General features: G+C 51.3%; 16 protein-coding genes and 1 tRNA gene. 5 read left to right on the top strand and 12 right to left on the bottom strand.

The genetic code is table 11. The features are described from left to right. Positions 1–88: 88 nt before the first annotated feature. Entirely contained in the window at positions 89–433 is a 345-nt protein-coding gene (locus Q2J39_RS01780; protein WP_288338953.1) for a hypothetical protein, read from the top strand. A 98-nt stretch (positions 434–531) separates the two neighbouring features. Here the strand turns inward: Q2J39_RS01780 and Q2J39_RS01775 are convergent. Both Q2J39_RS01775 and Q2J39_RS01770 read right to left on the bottom strand, forming a co-directional pair. Next, a tRNA-Leu gene (locus tag Q2J39_RS01775) sits at positions 532–615 on the bottom strand. Positions 616–927: 312 nt separating this feature from the next. Continuing rightward, complete coding sequence (locus tag Q2J39_RS01770; protein WP_230266932.1) at positions 928–2,163, bottom strand: phosphoribosylglycinamide synthetase C domain-containing protein; 1,236 nt, start codon at positions 2,161–2,163, stop codon at positions 928–930. 624 nt (positions 2,164–2,787) lie between these two features. On the opposite strand from Q2J39_RS01770, the gene Q2J39_RS01765 reads away from it, so the two are divergent. Continuing rightward, positions 2,788–4,281: a polysaccharide deacetylase family protein gene (locus tag Q2J39_RS01765; protein ID WP_288338954.1), complete on the top strand. Its 1,494-nt coding sequence runs from the start codon at positions 2,788–2,790 to the stop codon at positions 4,279–4,281. A 153-nt stretch (positions 4,282–4,434) separates the two neighbouring features. Here the strand turns inward: Q2J39_RS01765 and trxB are convergent, their stop codons facing one another. From trxB to tmk, 9 genes are all read right to left on the bottom strand, one after another. Then, positions 4,435–5,349, bottom strand: coding sequence for a thioredoxin-disulfide reductase (gene trxB / locus Q2J39_RS01760; protein ID WP_230266934.1), 915 nt, complete (start codon positions 5,347–5,349; stop codon positions 4,435–4,437). Next, positions 5,325–6,059 (bottom strand): HAD family hydrolase, encoded by a 735-nt coding sequence (locus Q2J39_RS01755; RefSeq protein ID WP_288338955.1) that lies wholly within the window; start codon positions 6,057–6,059, stop codon positions 5,325–5,327. The genes trxB and Q2J39_RS01755 overlap by 25 nt, the downstream gene beginning before the upstream one ends. Before the next feature lie 231 nt (positions 6,060–6,290). Beyond that, positions 6,291–7,277: an HPr(Ser) kinase/phosphatase gene (gene hprK, locus Q2J39_RS01750; protein WP_288338956.1), complete on the bottom strand. Its 987-nt coding sequence runs from the start codon at positions 7,275–7,277 to the stop codon at positions 6,291–6,293. A 411-nt stretch (positions 7,278–7,688) separates the two neighbouring features. Then, positions 7,689–8,153, bottom strand: a complete 465-nt coding sequence (locus tag Q2J39_RS01745) for a helix-turn-helix domain-containing protein (RefSeq protein WP_230266937.1) — start codon at positions 8,151–8,153, stop codon at positions 7,689–7,691. Between the two features lie 225 nt (positions 8,154–8,378). After that, complete coding sequence (uvrA, locus tag Q2J39_RS01740; protein WP_288338957.1) at positions 8,379–11,261, bottom strand: excinuclease ABC subunit UvrA; 2,883 nt, start codon at positions 11,259–11,261, stop codon at positions 8,379–8,381. Between the two features lie 635 nt (positions 11,262–11,896). Beyond that, positions 11,897–12,763: a 16S rRNA (cytidine(1402)-2'-O)-methyltransferase gene (gene rsmI / locus Q2J39_RS01735; RefSeq protein WP_288338959.1), complete on the bottom strand. Its 867-nt coding sequence runs from the start codon at positions 12,761–12,763 to the stop codon at positions 11,897–11,899. Beyond that, positions 12,735–13,613 (bottom strand): regulatory iron-sulfur-containing complex subunit RicT, encoded by an 879-nt coding sequence (locus tag Q2J39_RS01730; RefSeq protein WP_230266941.1) that lies wholly within the window; start codon positions 13,611–13,613, stop codon positions 12,735–12,737. Before Q2J39_RS01730 ends, rsmI begins: the two co-directional genes overlap by 29 nt. A 141-nt stretch (positions 13,614–13,754) precedes the next feature. Next, positions 13,755–14,813, bottom strand: a complete 1,059-nt coding sequence (locus Q2J39_RS01725; RefSeq protein ID WP_288338960.1) for a DNA polymerase III subunit — start codon at positions 14,811–14,813, stop codon at positions 13,755–13,757. Continuing rightward, complete coding sequence (gene tmk, locus Q2J39_RS01720) at positions 14,803–15,453, bottom strand: dTMP kinase (protein ID WP_230266943.1); 651 nt, start codon at positions 15,451–15,453, stop codon at positions 14,803–14,805. The genes Q2J39_RS01725 and tmk overlap by 11 nt, the downstream gene beginning before the upstream one ends. A 305-nt stretch (positions 15,454–15,758) precedes the next feature. On the opposite strand from tmk, the gene Q2J39_RS01715 reads away from it, so the two are divergent. After that, positions 15,759–16,346, top strand: a complete 588-nt coding sequence (locus Q2J39_RS01715; protein ID WP_288338961.1) for an SOS response-associated peptidase family protein — start codon at positions 15,759–15,761, stop codon at positions 16,344–16,346. Between the two features lie 268 nt (positions 16,347–16,614). Here the strand turns inward: Q2J39_RS01715 and Q2J39_RS01710 are convergent, their stop codons facing one another. After that, positions 16,615–16,953 carry a TIGR04076 family protein gene (locus Q2J39_RS01710; RefSeq protein ID WP_288338975.1) on the bottom strand — a complete coding sequence of 113 codons (339 nt, stop codon included), beginning with the start codon at positions 16,951–16,953 and terminating at the stop codon, positions 16,615–16,617. Here Q2J39_RS01710 and Q2J39_RS01705 point away from each other — a divergent pair. Both Q2J39_RS01705 and Q2J39_RS01700 read left to right on the top strand, forming a co-directional pair. Then, positions 16,867–17,262: a hypothetical protein gene (locus Q2J39_RS01705; protein ID WP_288338962.1), complete on the top strand. Its 396-nt coding sequence runs from the start codon at positions 16,867–16,869 to the stop codon at positions 17,260–17,262. The genes Q2J39_RS01710 and Q2J39_RS01705 overlap by 87 nt on opposite strands. After that, on the top strand, positions 17,255–17,884 hold the full coding sequence (locus tag Q2J39_RS01700; protein WP_288338963.1) for a YggS family pyridoxal phosphate-dependent enzyme: 630 nt from the start codon (positions 17,255–17,257) through the stop codon (positions 17,882–17,884). Before Q2J39_RS01705 ends, Q2J39_RS01700 begins: the two co-directional genes overlap by 8 nt. Positions 17,885–17,976: the final 92 nt, after the last annotated feature.

Below are 17,976 nucleotides of genomic sequence, written 5' to 3'. Positions count from 1 at the left end.
TAAGTGAGCTTGTGAAGCTTAAGTGAACAGCATTGGTTTTAAACTACAAAAAACAAAGCTCGTTGGGAAAGTTCTAGAGGAATAAAAAATGAATTTCAAAGATCCATATAGAAATCTTTTAAGAAAAAGAATAGCTGTTTCCGATGAAGCCATTACCTTCAGCGAGCTTTTCATCAAGGATACAGTACATTTATTTGCGGCTAACATTCCCGACGCCATGCACTTCTTAAAAAACAATTGCACGGAAGACGAGTATTCATGGATCAGCGAAATCATTGACGATAGTGCAGAACAGTCGAAAAGTGTTGAACTCATTGAGGCATATAAGAATCTGGCTGAAAAATATCCAGAAGAAACGAAGAGCTACAATATAAAATCATTCATTAATTCCGCTATGGCCATTGCTGAGCCCTGGCAGGAGGATGAAGACTAGTCTTCTAAACTCAATCTAGTATAAAAAATCGCACGTAAATCGCACATCAAAACAAAATAAAAACCCGATAGGCTTTACCTACCGGGATATTTGTTAAGTGGTGCGGACGATGCGAGTCGAACGCACACGGGTTGCCCCACTGCCGCCTGAAGACAGCGTGTCTGCCATTTCACCACGTCCGCATATGCGCTTTGTTTCAACGCTTTGATATTATAGCATGCGAAATCAGAACTGGAAGACCAAAGTACATTTAAATTCTAAAGATTTTCTAAACAAAATGCCCGGTTCACTTGTTCTGTTCCCTGAACGGAACGAGAAAACGGGCTTGTGCCTCTATGTGGACGTCTGGATCTGGATTTTTCTTTTGCTTTTTCCTTTGGCCAAGAGCGGATAACAGAAAAGAGACGGCATAGATCGACGAAAAGGTCGATGCCGTCTCTTTTATTTATTCAGGGATTTCGAAGATTCGTCTTTTCTTTTGCAACGGAATCCAGCTAGTCGAGATCCTGTCCAATGTCGGAACGATGAATCAGATCGGAGCAGTGAATGGCGTCTGCGGATTCCTGTACTTTTGCACAGGCTCCGGCAAGCGTTTCGTCTACGCGGGTAAGAATAAGTACGCGTCCGCCGTCCGTAAGGATCCGGCCGTTTTCTCCGACTTTTGCGTGGTTGTAGTTGATGATGCCTTCAAAGTCTTCATCCATCACAATCGGCGCATCGTGGGAATCGGTCTGCGGATAGTCCTTGCCGGCCAGAACAACGGAAACTGCTACTTTCGGCCGCCATTCGAGATTTACCGGTTTGCCTTCCTGCAGATCGAACCAGGCTTTGGCCAGATCGCTGCGCAGAAGCTGCAGATAGGAAACCGCACCGGTTTCTGAAAGACCCGGTTTCATGTTTACGCAGACCAGACCGTGATCGGTCAGCACAAATTCACCGGTCAGAAGACCGTTGTAGTCCACGCCACGTTTCTGGATCACCTTGAAGAACGGAACCATAATTCGCTCAACGGCTTCCTGGGCGTGTTCATGACTGATCGGACCTCTGGCGCTGCATACCGCGCCCATTCCTTTGGCCTGCGGATCGTCTTCATGTTCATAAATACCGCGCATCACAATATAAGGAAGAAGCGGAACCACACGGGCCTTATAAACCATAACCGGCAGATTAAAGCGGCGGCCTTCTTTAAATTCAGAAACCATGACGCGGGTACGTCCATTTCCAAACCATTCTTCCAGCAGATCCAGCGCTTCGTCTTCGTTATACGGAATGGCGAACCGTTTTTCGCCTTCCACTTCCTTCAGTACGAACGGGCATGGAAATTCTTCCACAAACTTTCGTGCTTCTTCAATCGTATTCAGCATGCGGAAATCCGCTACCGGAATATCGTTTTCCTGCATAATCTTGGCCCAGAGCGGCTTGTCATCAATCATATGACAGGCTTTGATATCCGGGGCCAGAACATTCCATCCACGGCTGGAGAGACTGTCTCCCCATCCCTTGCGGATGAGATCCTCATCACAGAGAATGACCAGATCTGGTTCAAACTCCACCAGCGTTCCAAAAATGTCTTCAGGATTATAGTTATCCGGGAGCTCTTCTACCGACTGCTCAAACTGAACCGTTCCCGGATTTCCGGGGACGACGAGTACTTCATTACTGCCGCGGCATTCCAGAAGCGAACCCAGAGCTTGTTCTTTCGCATTTTCACCAATAACAATTATTTTCATACACCAATCTCCTCTGTTCAGGTTTGCCATTTCTGCAATTCATATTACCATGTGCATTTTCCCTGACCGCAGATCCTGCTAACTCCTGTTCAGTTTGTCATATTTGAGGAAAGATATTTTTAACTGATGCAAAGGAATTTTAGGAAGGGCAATCTGTCCACAGTATGCGCCGTCCTTTTTTGTCTATTCTTTCCTACGCTCACGTTTCATCTTATCCGTATACTTTCATCCAGCTTTTCTTACTTTTCAAAAAAGGCCGGTTCATAAAGTCTTTTCTTCGGGTATCCGAAGAAGACGAACTTTAAACAGCCTTAAGATTGTACGACAGATCGTCATAATCTTTGTGATTTTTAGTGCATCCGTTTTCAAACCGCCTGTTTTGTCCTGCCGAACGCCTGAATCGTTTCCGATCGCACCCCCTGAACGTACACGGGGAAAACGTTCAGTTCTGTCATTTTGTCAGAAAAGAGCGTGCGCGGCTCAGAATTCTGTTACATTGATATATACCTTTTCCTGTCCGGACGATGCGTTTCCTTCACTTTGAAAAACGATCGCCGGCCGTTTAAAAAAGCAGGCAGACCGCAAACCTTTCCGCAAAATCTGCGCTGCCAGAAAGGAGAACCTGTGAATTCTGAACCGTCCAAATCCAGCCCTTCTTTACAGGAGCCGGCTGCCCAGAAGAAGGCTTCGAAAAAAGCTTCCAGAAAACAATCCCGGCCGGCAAACCGGAACAGAAACCGGCGTAGAAATCGGATTCTGCTTCTGATTGCGCTGATTGCCGCCGCCGTTGCGGGTTTCTATCTGCTTTTCAAGGCGCTGAACCCGATCAGCCTGGCTTCCGAAGTCTATATGGCTGAATATACCGAGTCGTTTAACTCCAAAGGAAACCTGAAATCGGTCTTCCTGGATTCCGAAGACAAAGTCACATTTAAAGGCTCAGTAGATAAAGATAAAATCGGCACTTACGATGCCGCCTATGTGTATAAAGGAAAAGAATATCCGTTTCTCGTTGAAGTAAAGGATACGAAAGGCCCCGAGCTCGAAGTCCACGATCTGACCATTACGACCAATGAGAATCTGACGCCGCGCATGTTCGTGACATCGTGTTCCGATCCGTCCAACTATTCCCTGAAAATGACCGGCGATGACCCCAAGCGCCGCGAAGGGTCCTATGAAATCACCATTACAGCCCGGGATGACTACGAAAACGAAACCAGCAAGACCGTCAAGCTGACCCGCGTCAACGATACCCATCCTCCGGTCATTGAAAACTTCACCGAAAGCATTGAGCTGCTCCAGGGAAAACCGTATCCCGCCGAACAGCTGATCATCACGGATGACTATGACGAAAAGCCTTCCGTACACATCGATACTTCGGCGCTGAATACGGAAGCCCCGGGTTCCTATCCGGTTACCATTCGTCTCATTGACCATTCCGGCAACGAACAGACGTATTCGCAGACGGTTACCGTAAAGGAAAATCCAAACTACGGAAAGAAACTGGTGTATCTGACCTTCGAAGAAGGTCCGTCCAGCCAGACCGATGCCATTCTGGACGCTCTGGAGCGCAATAACGTCAAAGCGACCTTCTTTGTTACGGCGGAGCATCCAGAATCCGCCGATAAGATCCGCAAAATTGCGGATGCGGGCCATTCGCTGGGCCTGATGTCCTATTCCAACAATCCTTCCGCCATCTACAAATCCGAAGACGCGTATTTCAAGGATCTGGACAAAATTTCCAGTCTGGTCCGTGAAGAAACCGGTCAGGATGTCAAACTGATCCGCTTCCCGGAAGGATCCGGCAACACGGTCGTTCCCGGCACGGGAATCATGTCCGATCTCGTTCGTGCCGTCAGCCAGAAAGGCTACATGTACTGCGACTGGAACGCGGATTCCAACGACTGGTATGACGTGAACATCGATCCAAACACGCTGATCAACACCTGTCTCCAGCATATGACAGCCGATCAGCTGGTCGTCCGCTTCCACGACTCGCCCGACCAGTCCACGACTGCCCAGGCGCTCGATGCGATCATTCAGAACTATCGGGACAACGGCTATTCTTTTGAAGTCATTGATGAAACGACGATCCTTCCGCATCAGGTTGTCATGAACTGATACGAATTTTCTGAGCTGCTCTGTGATTTTTCGCAGAGCGAAGACCATAGACAAAAGGCGATACGCTCGTGATTCTGCGCGCGTATCGCCTTTTTCTGTTTCTGACTCTGAATTTCTGTATGAATTTTCGTCTGCCGAAATCGATGAATGATCCTAGATTCCGGTGACGTAGTGGAAGGCTTCTTCCGCTGCGATAGCACCGTCTCCGCAGGCGGTAACGATCTGACGAAGTTCCTTGTCGATGCAGTCGCCGCATCCGAAAATTCCAGGAACGGCGGTTCTCATGCGGCGGTCAACGACCAGATAGCCGCGCTCATCGAGTACGCCAAGATCCTTCACAAAGCTGGTTTCCGGAATGTGACCGATGTAAGGGAAGATGCCCTGACATTTCAGATGTACTTCGAGGCCGTCTTCGAGGTTTTTGAGGGTAAGTCCGCTGACTTTGCCGTCTTCCATCTGAATGGAAACCGGGATGTGATGACGGATTACGCGAATCTTGTCGTTGGCGGCGATGTCCTGCTGCACTTTGGTTGCTGCACGGAATTCATCGCGGCGGATGACAATCGTTACCGAAGACGCGAAGCGCGCCAGGAACTGCGCTTCTTCCAGAGCGGAGTTGCCGCCGCCGATGACAACGACTTCCTTTTCACGGAAGAAGGCGCCGTCGCATACGGCGCAGAAGCTTTCGCCGTGACCGATGGCTTCCTGTTCGCCAGGGATATCGAGATGACGTTCTGCCGCACCCGTGGCGACAATAACGGCTTTCGCATTGATGATGGTGCCGTCTTTCAGGATGACCTGATGACCGGCGGATACGGATTCAACTTCGCCAAACATGTACTGGGCGCCGAACTCGATGGACTGCTGATACATCTGCATGGCCAGATCCGGTCCGGAAACGGAAGGTACGCCAGGATAGTTATCGACCTGGTACGTTTTGAGAAGTTTTCCGCCTGGAGCCGTACCGTCAATCATGACTGTCGTCAGTCCGGCACGGGAAGCATACAGTGCGGCGGTCATTCCAGCTGGGCCGGCGCCGATAATCACAAGATCATATTCTTGTTCCATTTTGATTCCTCCTTGAGAAGAAAAGGAAGCTGGCGAAGATCATCGATCAGATAATCCGGACCTTCCTTTTCGAGTGCTGTTCTTTGTACTGTATCTAAAGTATAGCCGATGGACACAAAACCGGCTCTGTGTGCCGCCTGAATGTCTGCGGCGTTGTCTCCGACGTAGACCGCTTTTTCCTTTGGATAGCCCATGACTTTCGCCGCATGCAGCAGTCCTGCCGGATCCGGCTTGCAGGCCGGCTGATCTTCCTTCGCGAATACCGCCTCAAAATATGGACGCAGATGACAGATTTCCATCCCCAGCAAAACCGGTTCGCGCCGCTTGTTGGAAAGGATTCCCATCGCATACCCTTCGTCATACAGCTTCTGAACGGTTTCGAGCGCATGCGGCATTTCACGCAGCAGCATGTAATGCAGATCCTTGTTAATTTTCTGATAGAGGTCGATCACGTCTTCCACTTCTTCCGGCGGAAAATAGCGAAGAAAGGTCGTTTCGAGCGTTGGGCCGAAAAAGGAATACAGCTCTTCGGGGCTCAGCTGGTAATCGGGAAGCTTCTGGGCAAACACCTGCCGGAACGTCTCGAACACAAGATTCTGCGAATCGATCAGCGTGCCGTCCAGGTCAAACAGCACCAGCGGCTTTTGCGGATCGACAGTATGTTTTGAGGATGGGGTCTGTCCTGCATTGGAATTTGGCAATTTTTCCATGTTCGCTCTCCTTAAAAAATGCCTTGCGGCATTCTCGTCGTTTTCGTTTCGGGGTACTTCGGGTATCCCCGGTCTATTTTGCGTACATCGGGTTCATTCCATCACGTGCATATCGCGTACATATGGAAACAGAGCGCCGGGAGCGCTCTGTTTTTCGATGTCTGATTTTTGTATTCGTTCATTCTTTCGGCAGTGTCTGTGATTCACGCCGTTTTTTACGCTTTGGCCATCTTAATTGAGCGGCTCTGCGTTTTGCATGGCTGCGGCTTTGACTTCTTCCTCTTCTTCACTGCGGTTCTTTTCAATTTCTTCGAGAACCAGCTCTTCGAAAACTTCTGCGGAATCGAAGCCGTCCTGCTGAAGCAGATAGTTGGTTACCGCCGTTTCAATAACGGTCGCCATCGGCCGGCCGTACGTAACCGGGATGACCATTTTCAAAACCGGGATGCCAAGGTAGTTGGAATACTGCTTGTCTCCCAGACCGACACGGTCATACGCCACGCTCGGATTATACGTTTCGAGACGAATTTCAAAACTGATTTCCGCGGAATTGGCAACCGAGGTAATGCCGTACAGGCGCTTGATATCGATAATGCCGACGCCGCGCAGTTCCATGAATCCGGAAATGACCTGAGCGGTTTTGCCGACGAGCGTGTTGTGAATTCGATACAGATCCACCCGGTCATCGGCAACCAGCTGATGGCCCCGCTTGACGAGGTCCAGTACGATTTCACTTTTGCCGGAGCCGCTGGTTCCGGTAATCAGAACGCCTACGCCGTAAATGCGGACGAGTTCGCCGTGCAGCAGTGTCGCCGGGGCGAGCAGTTCGTCGAGATAGTTGGTGACATTGACGACGACCTGGCTCGTTTTTGTCTTCGTTTCAAAGACAGGAAAGTCCTTCCGATCGGAAATCTCCTTGAGAATCGGCGGGCAGACGTGGCTGCCGGTCAGAAGAATGCAGGGGGTATCCGCATGCGTCACGAATTCAAAAACACGGCGCTGCTGGATTTCGTCCATCTGTTCGGTAATGTAGCGGTATTCTTTACCGCCGATCACGATCAGACGCTTCGTCTGCGAATGGGACAGGTAGCCGGCGAGTTCAAGACCCGGACGGTTAATATCCGGCAGGGTGATCGGGCGCTTGAGGGCTTTGCTGGTGCCGGCCACCTGGTTCCAGTGAAATTTCACAACCAGATCCCGGACTGTTGCTTTCGCCATGTGTTCTGCCCCCTTTCCCTGCTCTGCGGATTTCGCAGTTTTTTGCGGCCGCTGTTCAGAGCTTTATCATATCTTATCCAGCGGTTTTTCTGCGTACAGAAATGACCGGCATAGAGTATCCCATCACAAATTTCTGTGTTCCCGCTGTATTTCCTTAACATTAGACAGTTCGAAATGTCAAACGGATTCAAAATGCCCGAATGTTTCTTCCAGACGATTTTTCGACCTTGTGCAAGACGTACAGTCTCTCAGTTTACATGTATCCCCGGGAAACGGGGAAAGCCAGCACACAGGAAAATGCCGGATTCTGACCTGACTGTTTAAACAGCGGCCCGAATCCGGCCTGATGCGGTGAATTGGCGGTGAATTCGCAGTGAAGTATTGGCTGGAATGGGTGTAAAGCAGCTTTTCTTATTCGTTGGAATCGGAAGTCATTTTTCCCTTCCAGTACGGAAGCTTTTTGAGATGTGATGCGTAAAACGCCCGGCATTCTTTTTCGCTCAGGCCATTCTGCGGCATCGAAGCGACGAGAAAATCCAGCATCTGATCCGGTTCGGTATACACAAAGGATCCGTCTTCCAGACACCACTTGCAGTAGCCGGGATCGATTTCTCCTTCCTTATTTTTCCCCATGATCGACGGCTCAAGAGGCATTCCGCAGCATTCGCAATAGCGAATCACCGGTGACTCCAGTAAAGCGTCGATCGATACGCCAAACACTTCGGACAGCTTCACCAGCAAATCCGCTCCCGGTATAGTTTCGCCATTTTCCCATCGGGATACCGCCTGACGGGTGACGTGAACTTTGTCCGCCAGCTGGGCCTGCGTCATCATCGATGCATCTCGAAGCTGTTTGAGAATCGTTCCTGTACTCATTTGCGTACCTCTTTTCCTGCATTCAGTATGCGGGAAGCCCGTATGAGGCTCAAGCAACCGTCCGTTGCCTTTTCTTCCTCGTTGAAAGGCAGAAAAAAGCAGCAGCTCGAGGAACTTTTTCCTTAAGCTGTTGCTCTGGATTCGAATTTCTTCTGCTATTTTGGATTTTTCGTTTTTCGGTATTTAAGCTCTTCGGATGATTTTTCCGATTTGCGTTTTGGTTCTTTATTCTTCGGTTTTGCTTTCCTTCTCGTCTTCAAAGCCTTTCCATTTCGTATAGGCTTCGGCTTCGCCGCCGGTAAGCAGCGGGGCGAGATACTGACCGGTAAAGCTGTTCGGGCAGGCCGCAATTTCTTCCGGGGTTCCCTTGGCGATAATCGTACCGCCGCCGGCACCGCCTTCCGGACCGAGATCAAGAATATAGTCCGCGTTTTTAATGACGTCGAGATTGTGTTCGATGACGATGACCGTATTGCCGCCGTCGACCAGACGCTGCAGCACTTCGATCAGCTTGCGGACATCGCTCGAATGCAGACCGGTCGTCGGCTCATCGAGAACAAAGACCGTCTTGCCGGTCGGCTTTTTCTGCAGTTCGCTCGCCAGCTTGACACGCTGTGCTTCCCCGCCGGACAGGGTGGTCGCCGACTGGCCGAGCTTGACGTAGGACAGACCGACATCCGCCAGCGTCTGCAGCTTGTGACGGATGCGGGAAATCGGCTGGAAAAATTCAATGGCTTCTTCCACCGTCATTTCCAGAACGTCGGAAATCGTTTTGTCCTTGTACTTTACCTGAAGCGTTTCTTCGTTATAGCGCTTGCCGTGACAAATGTCGCATTCGACATAGACGTCGGGCAGGAAGTGCATCGAAATCTTGCGGGTACCGTCGCCCTGACACGCTTCGCAGCGTCCGCCTTTGACGTTGAAGGAAAACTGCGATTTGGTGAAACCGAGCAGTTTGGCTTCGCGCGTCTGTGCGAACAGGTCGCGGATATCGTCAAAGACGCCGACATACGTCGCCGGATTGGAACGCGGGGTACGGCCGATCGGCTCCTGCGAAATCTCGATCAGCTTGTCGATTTCCTCAAGACCGCGTATTCCCTTTGCCTGACCGGGTTTTACACGGACTTTTCCTAAATGATGCTGGATGCCGTGGGTGAGAACTTCAGTTACGAGCGACGATTTGCCGGAACCCGAAACGCCGGTGACAACCGTAAATGTTCCGAGCGGGAACGAGGCGTTCACGTGCTGGAGGTTGTTGTGGGTGGCATTGATGACATCCAGCGATTTGCCGCTGCCTTTGCGGCGCACAGCCGGATACGGAATTTTCTCCTTGCCGGACAGATAGCGGCCGGTAATGGAGTTTTCGTTGGCCATGACCTGTTCCGGCGTACCGCAGGCGACGACTTCCCCACCGTGCACGCCGGCGCCTGGGCCGATGTCCACGATATAGTCGCTGGCGCGCATCGTATCTTCATCGTGTTCGACAACGATCAGGGTGTTGCCCAGATCGCGCATTTCCTTCATCGACTGAATCAGACGGTCGTTGTCGCGCTGGTGCAGACCGATCGACGGTTCGTCGAGAACGTACATGACACCGGTCAGACGGGAACCAATCTGGGTGGCCAGACGAATACGCTGGCTTTCGCCGCCGGAAAGAGTCGACGCCAGACGGTCGAGCGTCAGATACGTCAGACCGACATTTTTCAGAAACGTCAGACGGTTTTTGATTTCATTCAGACCGAGTTCCGCAATTTTGCGCTGCGCCGGGGTCAGTTCGAGATGTTCGATGAAGTCGATGGCTTCCACAACCGACATCTGGGTCCATTCGTAAATGTTCTTGCCGCCGATGCGTACCGCCAGAACCTGATCGTTCAGACGGGCGCCGTGGCAGGTCGGGCACACCGCTTCGCCCAGGAACGTTTCGTACCAGTCTCTCGACCAGGCCGATCCCGTTTCGAGATAGCGGCGTTCAATCAGATCCGCTACGCCCTCGATCGGCTCGTTGTATTCGCGGGTCAGGCCTTTATTGTTGACGATAGTGTAGGACACCGGTTCGTCCGAACCGTGGAGAACGATGTCGAGTTCCTTTTTCGTCAGCTTGCTGATCGGCTTGTCCATATTGATGCCGAAATGGTCGCACAGCGCCACAAAGCGCTGCCATTCCTGGTTGGACGAGCCGGCAATGTTTTTAAAGTAGGCGACGCCGCCTTCATTCAGCGTCTTTTTCTTATCCGGAATCAGAAGATCCAGATCGACTTTCTGGATGACGCCGATGCCCTTGCATTCCGGGCACGCGCCCATCGGCGCGTTGAAGGAAAACAGACGCGGTTCGAGTTTCGGTACGGTAAAACCGCAGATTTTGCACGCGTAGCTCGAGGAAAAGAGCAGCGTATCGTCCGGCGTCATGACCGCCGCCATGCCTTCGCCGAGATTGAGCGCCGTATTGATGGAATCGTAGTAGCGGCCGCGGTTATTGCCTTTAATGATTCGGTCGATAACGACTTCAATCGTGTGCTTCTTATTTTTTTCCAGCGGTTCGAGTTCTTCGATCAGACGGATTTCCCCATCAACTCGTGCACGCAGAAAACCGTCTTTCATCAGTTTGGCAAATGTGTCCTTGAACGTGCCCTTCTTGTCGCGGGCAATCGGAGCGAGAACGGTCGTGCGGGTGCCGTCGGGCAGAAGCATAACCTGGTCTACCATCTCGGTAACCGTCTGGCCGGTAATCGGTTCGCCGTGTTCCGGGCAGTACGGCACGCCGATGCGCGCGTACAGCAGACGCAGGTAGTCGTAAATTTCCGTTACCGTGCCTACGGTCGAACGCGGGTTGTGCGAAGTCGTTTTCTGATCGATAGCAATAGCAGGAGAAAGACCGTCAATCTGATCGACATCCGGCTTTTCAGAATTGCCGAGAAACTGGCGGGCATAAGAGGACAGGGATTCCATATAGCGGCGCTGGCCCTCCGCATAAATCGTATCGAAAGCCAGCGAAGTCTTACCGCTTCCGGAAACGCCGGTCATGATAATGAGCTTGTTTTTGGGAAGATCGAGAGAAATGTTTTTCAGGTTGTTTTCTCTGGCTCCCTGAATGTGAATAACAGAGTCCATGTTGATCCCTTCTTTCTGTTTTTCTGTTCGGTTTGTGTATGTATTTCGATTTTGTATTTCTGTCTGAAACTGGAGTGTAGCGCCCGGCTCTGGATTTGGAAAAGCACAAAGCCTGCGCCTTTTAAACTTTTCATGATTTTGGCACGGACAAAATGTCGTGCCGATAAATGATTTCAAAAAAGGATCTCTGGACGCTGCCCCAAAGCGGGTATGGTCTGGCGGATCCGCATACGGCGTCTTTTCTGTTTTGGAGAATGGTTAAGAGGGCCGGCTTCTTTATTTTGTCTCGTCTGGTTTCGTTTTCGTAATTTCTGGATTCTTCCTTGAGCAAAAAACGCAGAATTTCCTGCGATCTGCCTGCAGCCTGTAAAAAGCGTATAATCCAGCTTTTCATTATTCCATTTTTCACGCAAATGTCAATTTGAATGTGCTCATATTATGCACAACAAATCCTTTAGACAAGCCCAAAATTCCGCTTTTTCCAGACCGGATTGAGCTGTATGAACATCGCCTTGCGCGTCGGAATTTTCTTCGAACCGGCCGGTATGCCGGTATATAGAACGGCCGGTATGCCGGTATATAGAAAAGGCTGATTTCTGGTTTTGAAATCAGCCTCGTTTGTTTAAGAATGGGTTTTACTGCTCTTCCTGTTCCTTTTTCTGGCGCATCATTTCCTGATACACCTCGTTTTTGGAAAAGCCGCTTTCTTCGCTGGCTTTAGCGGCTGCCTGTTTGGGCTTGATGCCCGAGGCCGCCAGTTCAGACGCCATGCGAACCGTTTCTTCAAAAGAACGGTCAGTCTGCTGCGGGCAGCCCTGTACGACTACGACCATTTCTCCTTTCAGCTGGGAAACCAGCGGGAGAATTTTGGAAATCGTGCCGCGCAGGAACTCTTCGTGCAGCTTGGTCAGTTCTCTGGCCAGACAGATCTGCCGGTCGCCAAAGACTTCCTTTACGTCTTCCAGCATTTTTTCAATGCGGTGCGGCGCTTCGTAAAAAATTACCGTATACGGCAGGGACTTCAGACTTTCGAGTTCCTTTTTCCGGCGAACGCTTTTCGCATCCAGAAATCCGTAAAAGAGGAAATGAGACGTTTCCAGGCCGGAGGCCACCAGCGCGTTTAACGCCGCATTGCTTCCGGAAACGGGAATGACCGGATAGCCGGCCTGGGAAGCGAGCCGGACGAGTTCACTGCCCGGATCCGAAATGAGCGGATAGCCGGCATCGGAAATGACGGCGACTTTCTTTCCTTCTTCAAGCAGCTTTAAAATGCCGGTCGAACTCGTATGCGCGTTGTATTCATGATGCGCGATCAGCGGTTTGTGAATTCCGATCGATTTCAGAAGAAGGCCGGAATTGCGCGTATCTTCACACGCGATCACATCGGCGTTTTCCAGCGCCTCTTTCTGGCGAGGAGAAATTTCCGAAAGATTGCCGATCGGGGTCGGGACCAGATAGACGGCTGGTCCATTTTCATTCTGGAAGCTTTTCTGTCGATTCATGTTCTGCCTTTCTTGCCGGGAACAGTTCGTCAAAGGAGACAAACAGCGTTTCTTCCCGGTTTTCAAGCTTGGCTTGTTTCTGAAGCACGTTCATCGAGCTGATCCGATAGCGATTTCCGTTGTATTCGATCTGGGAATTCAGCTTCGGCAGGTTTTTGCGCAGCTCGCAATAGGCTTCGTTTTCAAAACGCAGACAGCACTTCAGCTTGCCGCACTGTCCAGACAGTTTGGAAATATTGAGCGCGAGCAGCTGGTTTTTCGCCATGTTGATGGACACAGTATCAAAGTCGCTCATGAACCGGCTGCAGCAGCATTCCATGCCGCAACTGCCGATGCCGCCGACCAGTTTGGCTTTGTTGCGGGGGCCGACCTGGCGCAGTTCAATCCGGCCGCTGATGCATCCGGCGAGCTCTTTGAGCAGACCGCGGAAATCGACGCGATCTTCGCTGACGTACGTAAAAATCACTTTGGAGCGATCAAGGGTATACTCGCAGGAAATCAGATGCATGTCGAGCTTGAGGCGCTCGATGGCTTTGGCACAGATCTCAAAGGATTTGCGTGCTTCTTCTTCATTTTCAGCTTTCTGGTGCAGGTCTTCCGGCGTGGCGCGGCGGACGATGCCTTTTAAGTCGCCCTGGACTTTGGACGCGTCAAAGGGCATCGACGGTACATAGACCGTACCGATTTCCTGACCGCGAACCGTTTCCACAACGACCGCTTCACCAGTTCGATGTTCCATTGTCGTTCCGAAGGTATACACCTTCTTGGATCCGTCAAACTGGATATACACCATGAAAGGGTAAGTTTTCGTATTCGATGCCGGCTTGGCGGCACTGGATGGTTTCGACATAATTCGTCTTGCCTTTCTAAGGAAGCAGACGGGTTTCGATCGATTTTGATTTTCTCTCAAAGAAAGATCGACAGCGTCCGTTCCAATCTATGGAGAAGCCGCCCGGTTTTGCGTGAACATGCAAAACGGCGGCTGAAATTTCTAAGGATATGCATCCTGCTGCAGGATGCCGGTTGAGCGTCTTTGTTTTCTGAGCGCTTCTTTGCGCAGATCGCGGGCAACGCGTTCGATCAGAAGAACAGGGTCGAGCGGCTGACGCAGGGCGTCGAGCGCTTCGACAAGCGTTGAGCGCTCTTCGAGACGATCCGCCTGTTCCGTCTGCTCCTGCTCCAGAAAGTAAAGCAGGCAGTGCAGGAAAAAGGCGGCCGCTTCCCGGGTGGGAAATTCGCTTTTGGAAAAGACGCCGCATTCCAGACGCACAATGGCGGAATGCGAAGTTCGCTGCGGCCAGTATTCCTTCGCCGCATCGCGCAGTTCAAACAGCGCTTCGTTTTCCAGGAGCGCTTCCAGACTGTCCGGACCGTAGCCGGCCCGGGCGAGAATCGCCACAATTTCGGGATCGTCGATTATTTCGGCAATTTCCGCTTCGAGTGCCGCTCGTGCAGGCGGCCGCATGGGGATCAGCTGACAGCGGGAAACGATCGTCGGCAGTACGGTATTGATCGCGCTTGTACACAGGATGCCGGTCAGCCCGTCCTTGGGCTCTTCAAGAAATTTCAGAAGCGTATTGGACGCGGAAGCGGTCGCCTGTTCGTACTGTTCAATAATATAAACCTGTCGTCGGGCGTCCGTCCCGCTCGAGGTGGCAAATGTATCCTGCAGACGCAGAATGTCTTCTTTGCGCAGTCTCCAGCTCGTTTTCTGTTCGCTGGGAACCGCGTTGGTTTTCCACCAGGCGTCGAGTTCCTTTCGCGTCAGCGGCTTGCGCGCCTGCAGACCGCCGGGATGCAGCCAGAAAAAGTCCGGATACATGTCTCGGGCGATCAGCTGACAGGTTTCGCAGTTCTGGCAGGCAATCCCGTCTTCATCAGGATGTTCGCAGTTCATCGACTGCGCAAACAGCAGAGCCAGCCGGCTCTGATCCGGGTTTTTCTGTCCATAAAACATGTAGGCGTGCGAAATGCGTCCGCTTTTCAGGGCATTGGAAAGAATTTTCCATGCGACCGGCTGGCGTTCCTTCAGCTTTTTCTTATCGACCATAGCCGGCCTCTTCGAGAAGACGGTCTACCTGCTTCATCGTCTGATTTGCTACGTCTTCGATCGACCCCGACGCGTCAATGCGGCAATATTCGGGATGCGTTTTGAGAATGGCTTCAAATCCGTCGGCTACCCGGGAGAAAAACGCTTCCTTTTCCTGATCGAGACGGTTCAGATTGCCGCGCAGGTTAATCCGCTTTGCGGATGTTTCCCGATCGAGTTCAAAAAAGAGCGTCGCGTCCGGCCGGAAGCCTTCCAGACCAAAATCATTGAGATGTTCAATCGTCTTCGCATTCAGATCGCGTCCAAAGCCCTGATAGGCGATCGACGAATCCAGAAACCGGTCGCAAAGCACGATTTTGCCTTCTTCCAAAGCTGGCAAAATGGTGGAAACCAGATGCTGGCGGCGGCTGGCGGCGTACAGAAGCGCTTCGGTTTTCGGATCCACTTCATTTTCGGGATCGAGCAGAATGTTCCGGATTTGTTCCGAGAGCGGCGATCCGCCCGGCTCGCGGGTAGTGATGACGGGAAGGCCGCGTTTCAAAAGTTCTTCATAGACATGCGCCATCGCAGTGCTTTTCCCCGCTCCGTCGCTGCCTTCAAAGGCGATCATGATGCCTTTGCTTCCTTCTGGCTTTTTCATCCTCTTTCCTCCCCGAGCGCTGCTTTCCTTTTTTCGCTCTGTTTTCTATATGGTTTTCTCTACATATTCTTGATTTCGCATCTTTGCTTTTGCAGATACAAAACGCTCTGCAGTCGAAATCCGCTTTTCCTATTGTATCAAGCGGCGCAAGCTCTGACGATCGGCCAAAACGCAGGCCCGGCTTTACAAAGGAAATCCGGGGTTTGCTACAATCAGGACAGGAAGCCATTCTGCCCGTTTTGCCGCAGACAGAGCGCTGTTTTGCCTGGCGGGCAGAAGGACAGAAAAAGAAAAGAGGAATGTGTATGTGCGGTCAGTTTCTAGTCAGCGAAGAAATCGTAGATTCTCTGCGTCATCTGGTGCCCAGGGAACACTGGGAGGAGATCGAGCTCGATCTGCATCCGCGTGTGATTTATCCTTCCGCCCGAACGATCGCCGTCTGCGCCAGAGACCAGGCGCTGAATCTTTCCGTAATGACGTTTGGCTTTGCCTCGTCTTCCATGAACCGCCGTATTTTCAATGCGCGTCTGGAAACCGCGTCGTCCAAGCCCCTGTTTGCGCGCGCCTGGAGATCGAATCGCGTTGCCGTTCCGGCCACTGCGTTTTACGAATGGACACCGGATAAGGAAAAAATCACCTTTGATGAACCCGGGCGCGTTCTGTATCTGGCCGCGCTGGCCCTCGATGATCAGTTCATCATTCTCACACAGGATGCCAATGAAAGCGTGGCACCCTATCACCATCGCATGCCGGTCATTCTGCAGGAAGATCAGGTGCCCGCCTGGGTCCTCGATTCCGCACAAAGCGCCATTCTGGGCCAGAACGCTTCGCCCGCTCTGCATGCAATTCTTCCAGAAGAGCCGCTTACGCTTTTTTTAAATTTTCTCGTTTAGAACATTCTGACGCCGCAGACCGGCGTCTTTTTTGAACCGCTTTTCAACCGATCTTTTCAGCCGCTTCTTTCAACCGTTCTTACCCCAGGAAAAGAATCGTTTCATCTTTCCTTAATCCCGGTCTGGAAGGATAAGAGCGGCAGCTGCTCTCCGGAAAAAGAAAAAGAGATCCGGTCGCGCTGGCAAAACCTTCCGCCAGAACTCCAGATCTCAAACCATTCCGACTGTATGGACGCACCGATCGGCTTGAAAACGGATGATTCGAAACTCAGCCGGTATAGGCGTCCTGGGCGCGGTTGGAAAAGTCCTGCTTTTCCAGCCATTCTTTTTCTTCTTCTGTTTCCGGAATATCGATCCGTTCAATCTTGAAAATCACCGGCCGCGTGCCGTCGTGGCAGCAGGCGATCATCATCCGCTCATCGTTCGTCCATTTATACATGATCGATCCGCCCTGCAAAGCCGCGGAAATGTAGCGGCTGATGGCATCCCACGCTTCTCCGCAAAACCTGCCGTTCATGAGATGGTAAAAATCGTCCTGTTTTTCCGTCCGCTTGAGAACAAACGTATCGCCGGGCTTAAAAAAACGGACACGGTCCGGACTTTGGATTGGCCAGATACTGCTGCTGAAGCTCTGGAAACACTTTGGTTTCCAGTACGGTCACTTTACATTCGTGCTGCATCTGCGCACCTCCTTTTTTCTTCTATTATCTTCTCGTATTCTGACGGTACTGTCGCCTTTTTGGCAGAAGGTCTGCCGCCTGCATGCTCTGCAATCTGGGCCGGTCTTTCCCTGCTCTGCCGGTTCTGCAATTCGGTATACAATAAGGGACGCAGGTACTCCAGACGATTTGAAAACAACGATTTGATTTTTCGCCGTTCTGGATACCGTTTAAAGAAGGACTCTCGTTATGAATGAAAAACTGATTAAAGAACGTCTGAACGATCCAAAGGTCACGCTCGTTGCGGTGACGAAAAAGCATTCCAAAGAAGAAGTCGATGAACTGTACCGTCTCGGGGTTCGCACGTTCGGCGAAAACCGCGTACAGGAATTTCTTGAAAAATACGATCCGAACTATACCTGGCACATCATTGGCCATCTGCAGACGAACAAAGTGAAATACGTTGTCGGCAAAGTCGCCATGATCGAATCCGTGGATTCGAAAAAGCTGGCCGCGCAGATTGAAAAGGAAGCCGCCAAGCAGAATCTGGTCCAGGACATTCTGATCGAAGTGAAAGTGTCGAAAACGGATGAAACCAAAACCGGCCTTCCGCCCGAAGAACTGGACGATCTGCTCGCGTACTGCGATACGCTTGAGCACGTTCGCGTACGCGGTCTGATGACGATCGCCTCGCTCAATCAGCCCGAGGAAGTCAACCGGGAAGAGTTCACGCTGCTTCATTCCCTGTTTGAAAAACATAAGGCAAACCGCCCCGATTTTGAGTATCTGTCCATGGGCATGAGCCATGACTACAAGCTGGCTATCGCCTGCGGAAGCAATATGGTCCGCATTGGAACGGCCCTTTTTGAGAACGCCTGATCACGGCGTTCTTTTCTGTGAACGCACGTCTCTGATTTTATAAAATGTCTATCATCCTTTACGTATCGGTTTTTTCCAATTCTGGTAAATTT

Origin of the sequence: uncultured Allobaculum sp. (assembly GCF_948576815.1) — a bacterium.
In the GTDB taxonomy this organism is placed as follows: domain Bacteria; phylum Bacillota_I; class Bacilli_A; order Erysipelotrichales; family Erysipelotrichaceae; genus Allobaculum; species Allobaculum fili.
The sequence above is the reverse complement of the archived record's forward strand: the minus strand, read 5'-3'. Positions and strand labels throughout refer to the sequence as shown.

Bases quoted from the DNA above. Each gene is read 5' to 3' on its own strand.
- Q2J39_RS01780 (WP_288338953.1), top strand. From the start codon at position 89: ATGAATTTCAAAGATCCATATAGAAATCTTTTAAGAAAAAGAATAGCT.
- Q2J39_RS01770 (WP_230266932.1), bottom strand. From the start codon at position 2,163: ATGAAAATAATTGTTATTGGTGAAAATGCGAAAGAACAAGCTCTGGGT.
- trxB (WP_230266934.1), bottom strand. From the start codon at position 5,349: ATGGAACAAGAATATGATCTTGTGATTATCGGCGCCGGCCCAGCTGGA.
- Q2J39_RS01755 (WP_288338955.1), bottom strand. From the start codon at position 6,059: ATGGAAAAATTGCCAAATTCCAATGCAGGACAGACCCCATCCTCAAAA.
- hprK (WP_288338956.1), bottom strand. From the start codon at position 7,277: ATGGCGAAAGCAACAGTCCGGGATCTGGTTGTGAAATTTCACTGGAAC.
- Q2J39_RS01745 (WP_230266937.1), bottom strand. From the start codon at position 8,153: ATGAGTACAGGAACGATTCTCAAACAGCTTCGAGATGCATCGATGATG.
- uvrA (WP_288338957.1), bottom strand. From the start codon at position 11,261: ATGGACTCTGTTATTCACATTCAGGGAGCCAGAGAAAACAACCTGAAA.
- rsmI (WP_288338959.1), bottom strand. From the start codon at position 12,763: ATGAATCGACAGAAAAGCTTCCAGAATGAAAATGGACCAGCCGTCTAT.
- Q2J39_RS01730 (WP_230266941.1), bottom strand. From the start codon at position 13,613: ATGTCGAAACCATCCAGTGCCGCCAAGCCGGCATCGAATACGAAAACT.
- Q2J39_RS01725 (WP_288338960.1), bottom strand. From the start codon at position 14,813: ATGGTCGATAAGAAAAAGCTGAAGGAACGCCAGCCGGTCGCATGGAAA.
- tmk (WP_230266943.1), bottom strand. From the start codon at position 15,453: ATGAAAAAGCCAGAAGGAAGCAAAGGCATCATGATCGCCTTTGAAGGC.
- Q2J39_RS01715 (WP_288338961.1), top strand. From the start codon at position 15,759: ATGTGCGGTCAGTTTCTAGTCAGCGAAGAAATCGTAGATTCTCTGCGT.
- Q2J39_RS01705 (WP_288338962.1), top strand. From the start codon at position 16,867: ATGGTAAAAATCGTCCTGTTTTTCCGTCCGCTTGAGAACAAACGTATC.
- Q2J39_RS01700 (WP_288338963.1), top strand. From the start codon at position 17,255: ATGAATGAAAAACTGATTAAAGAACGTCTGAACGATCCAAAGGTCACG.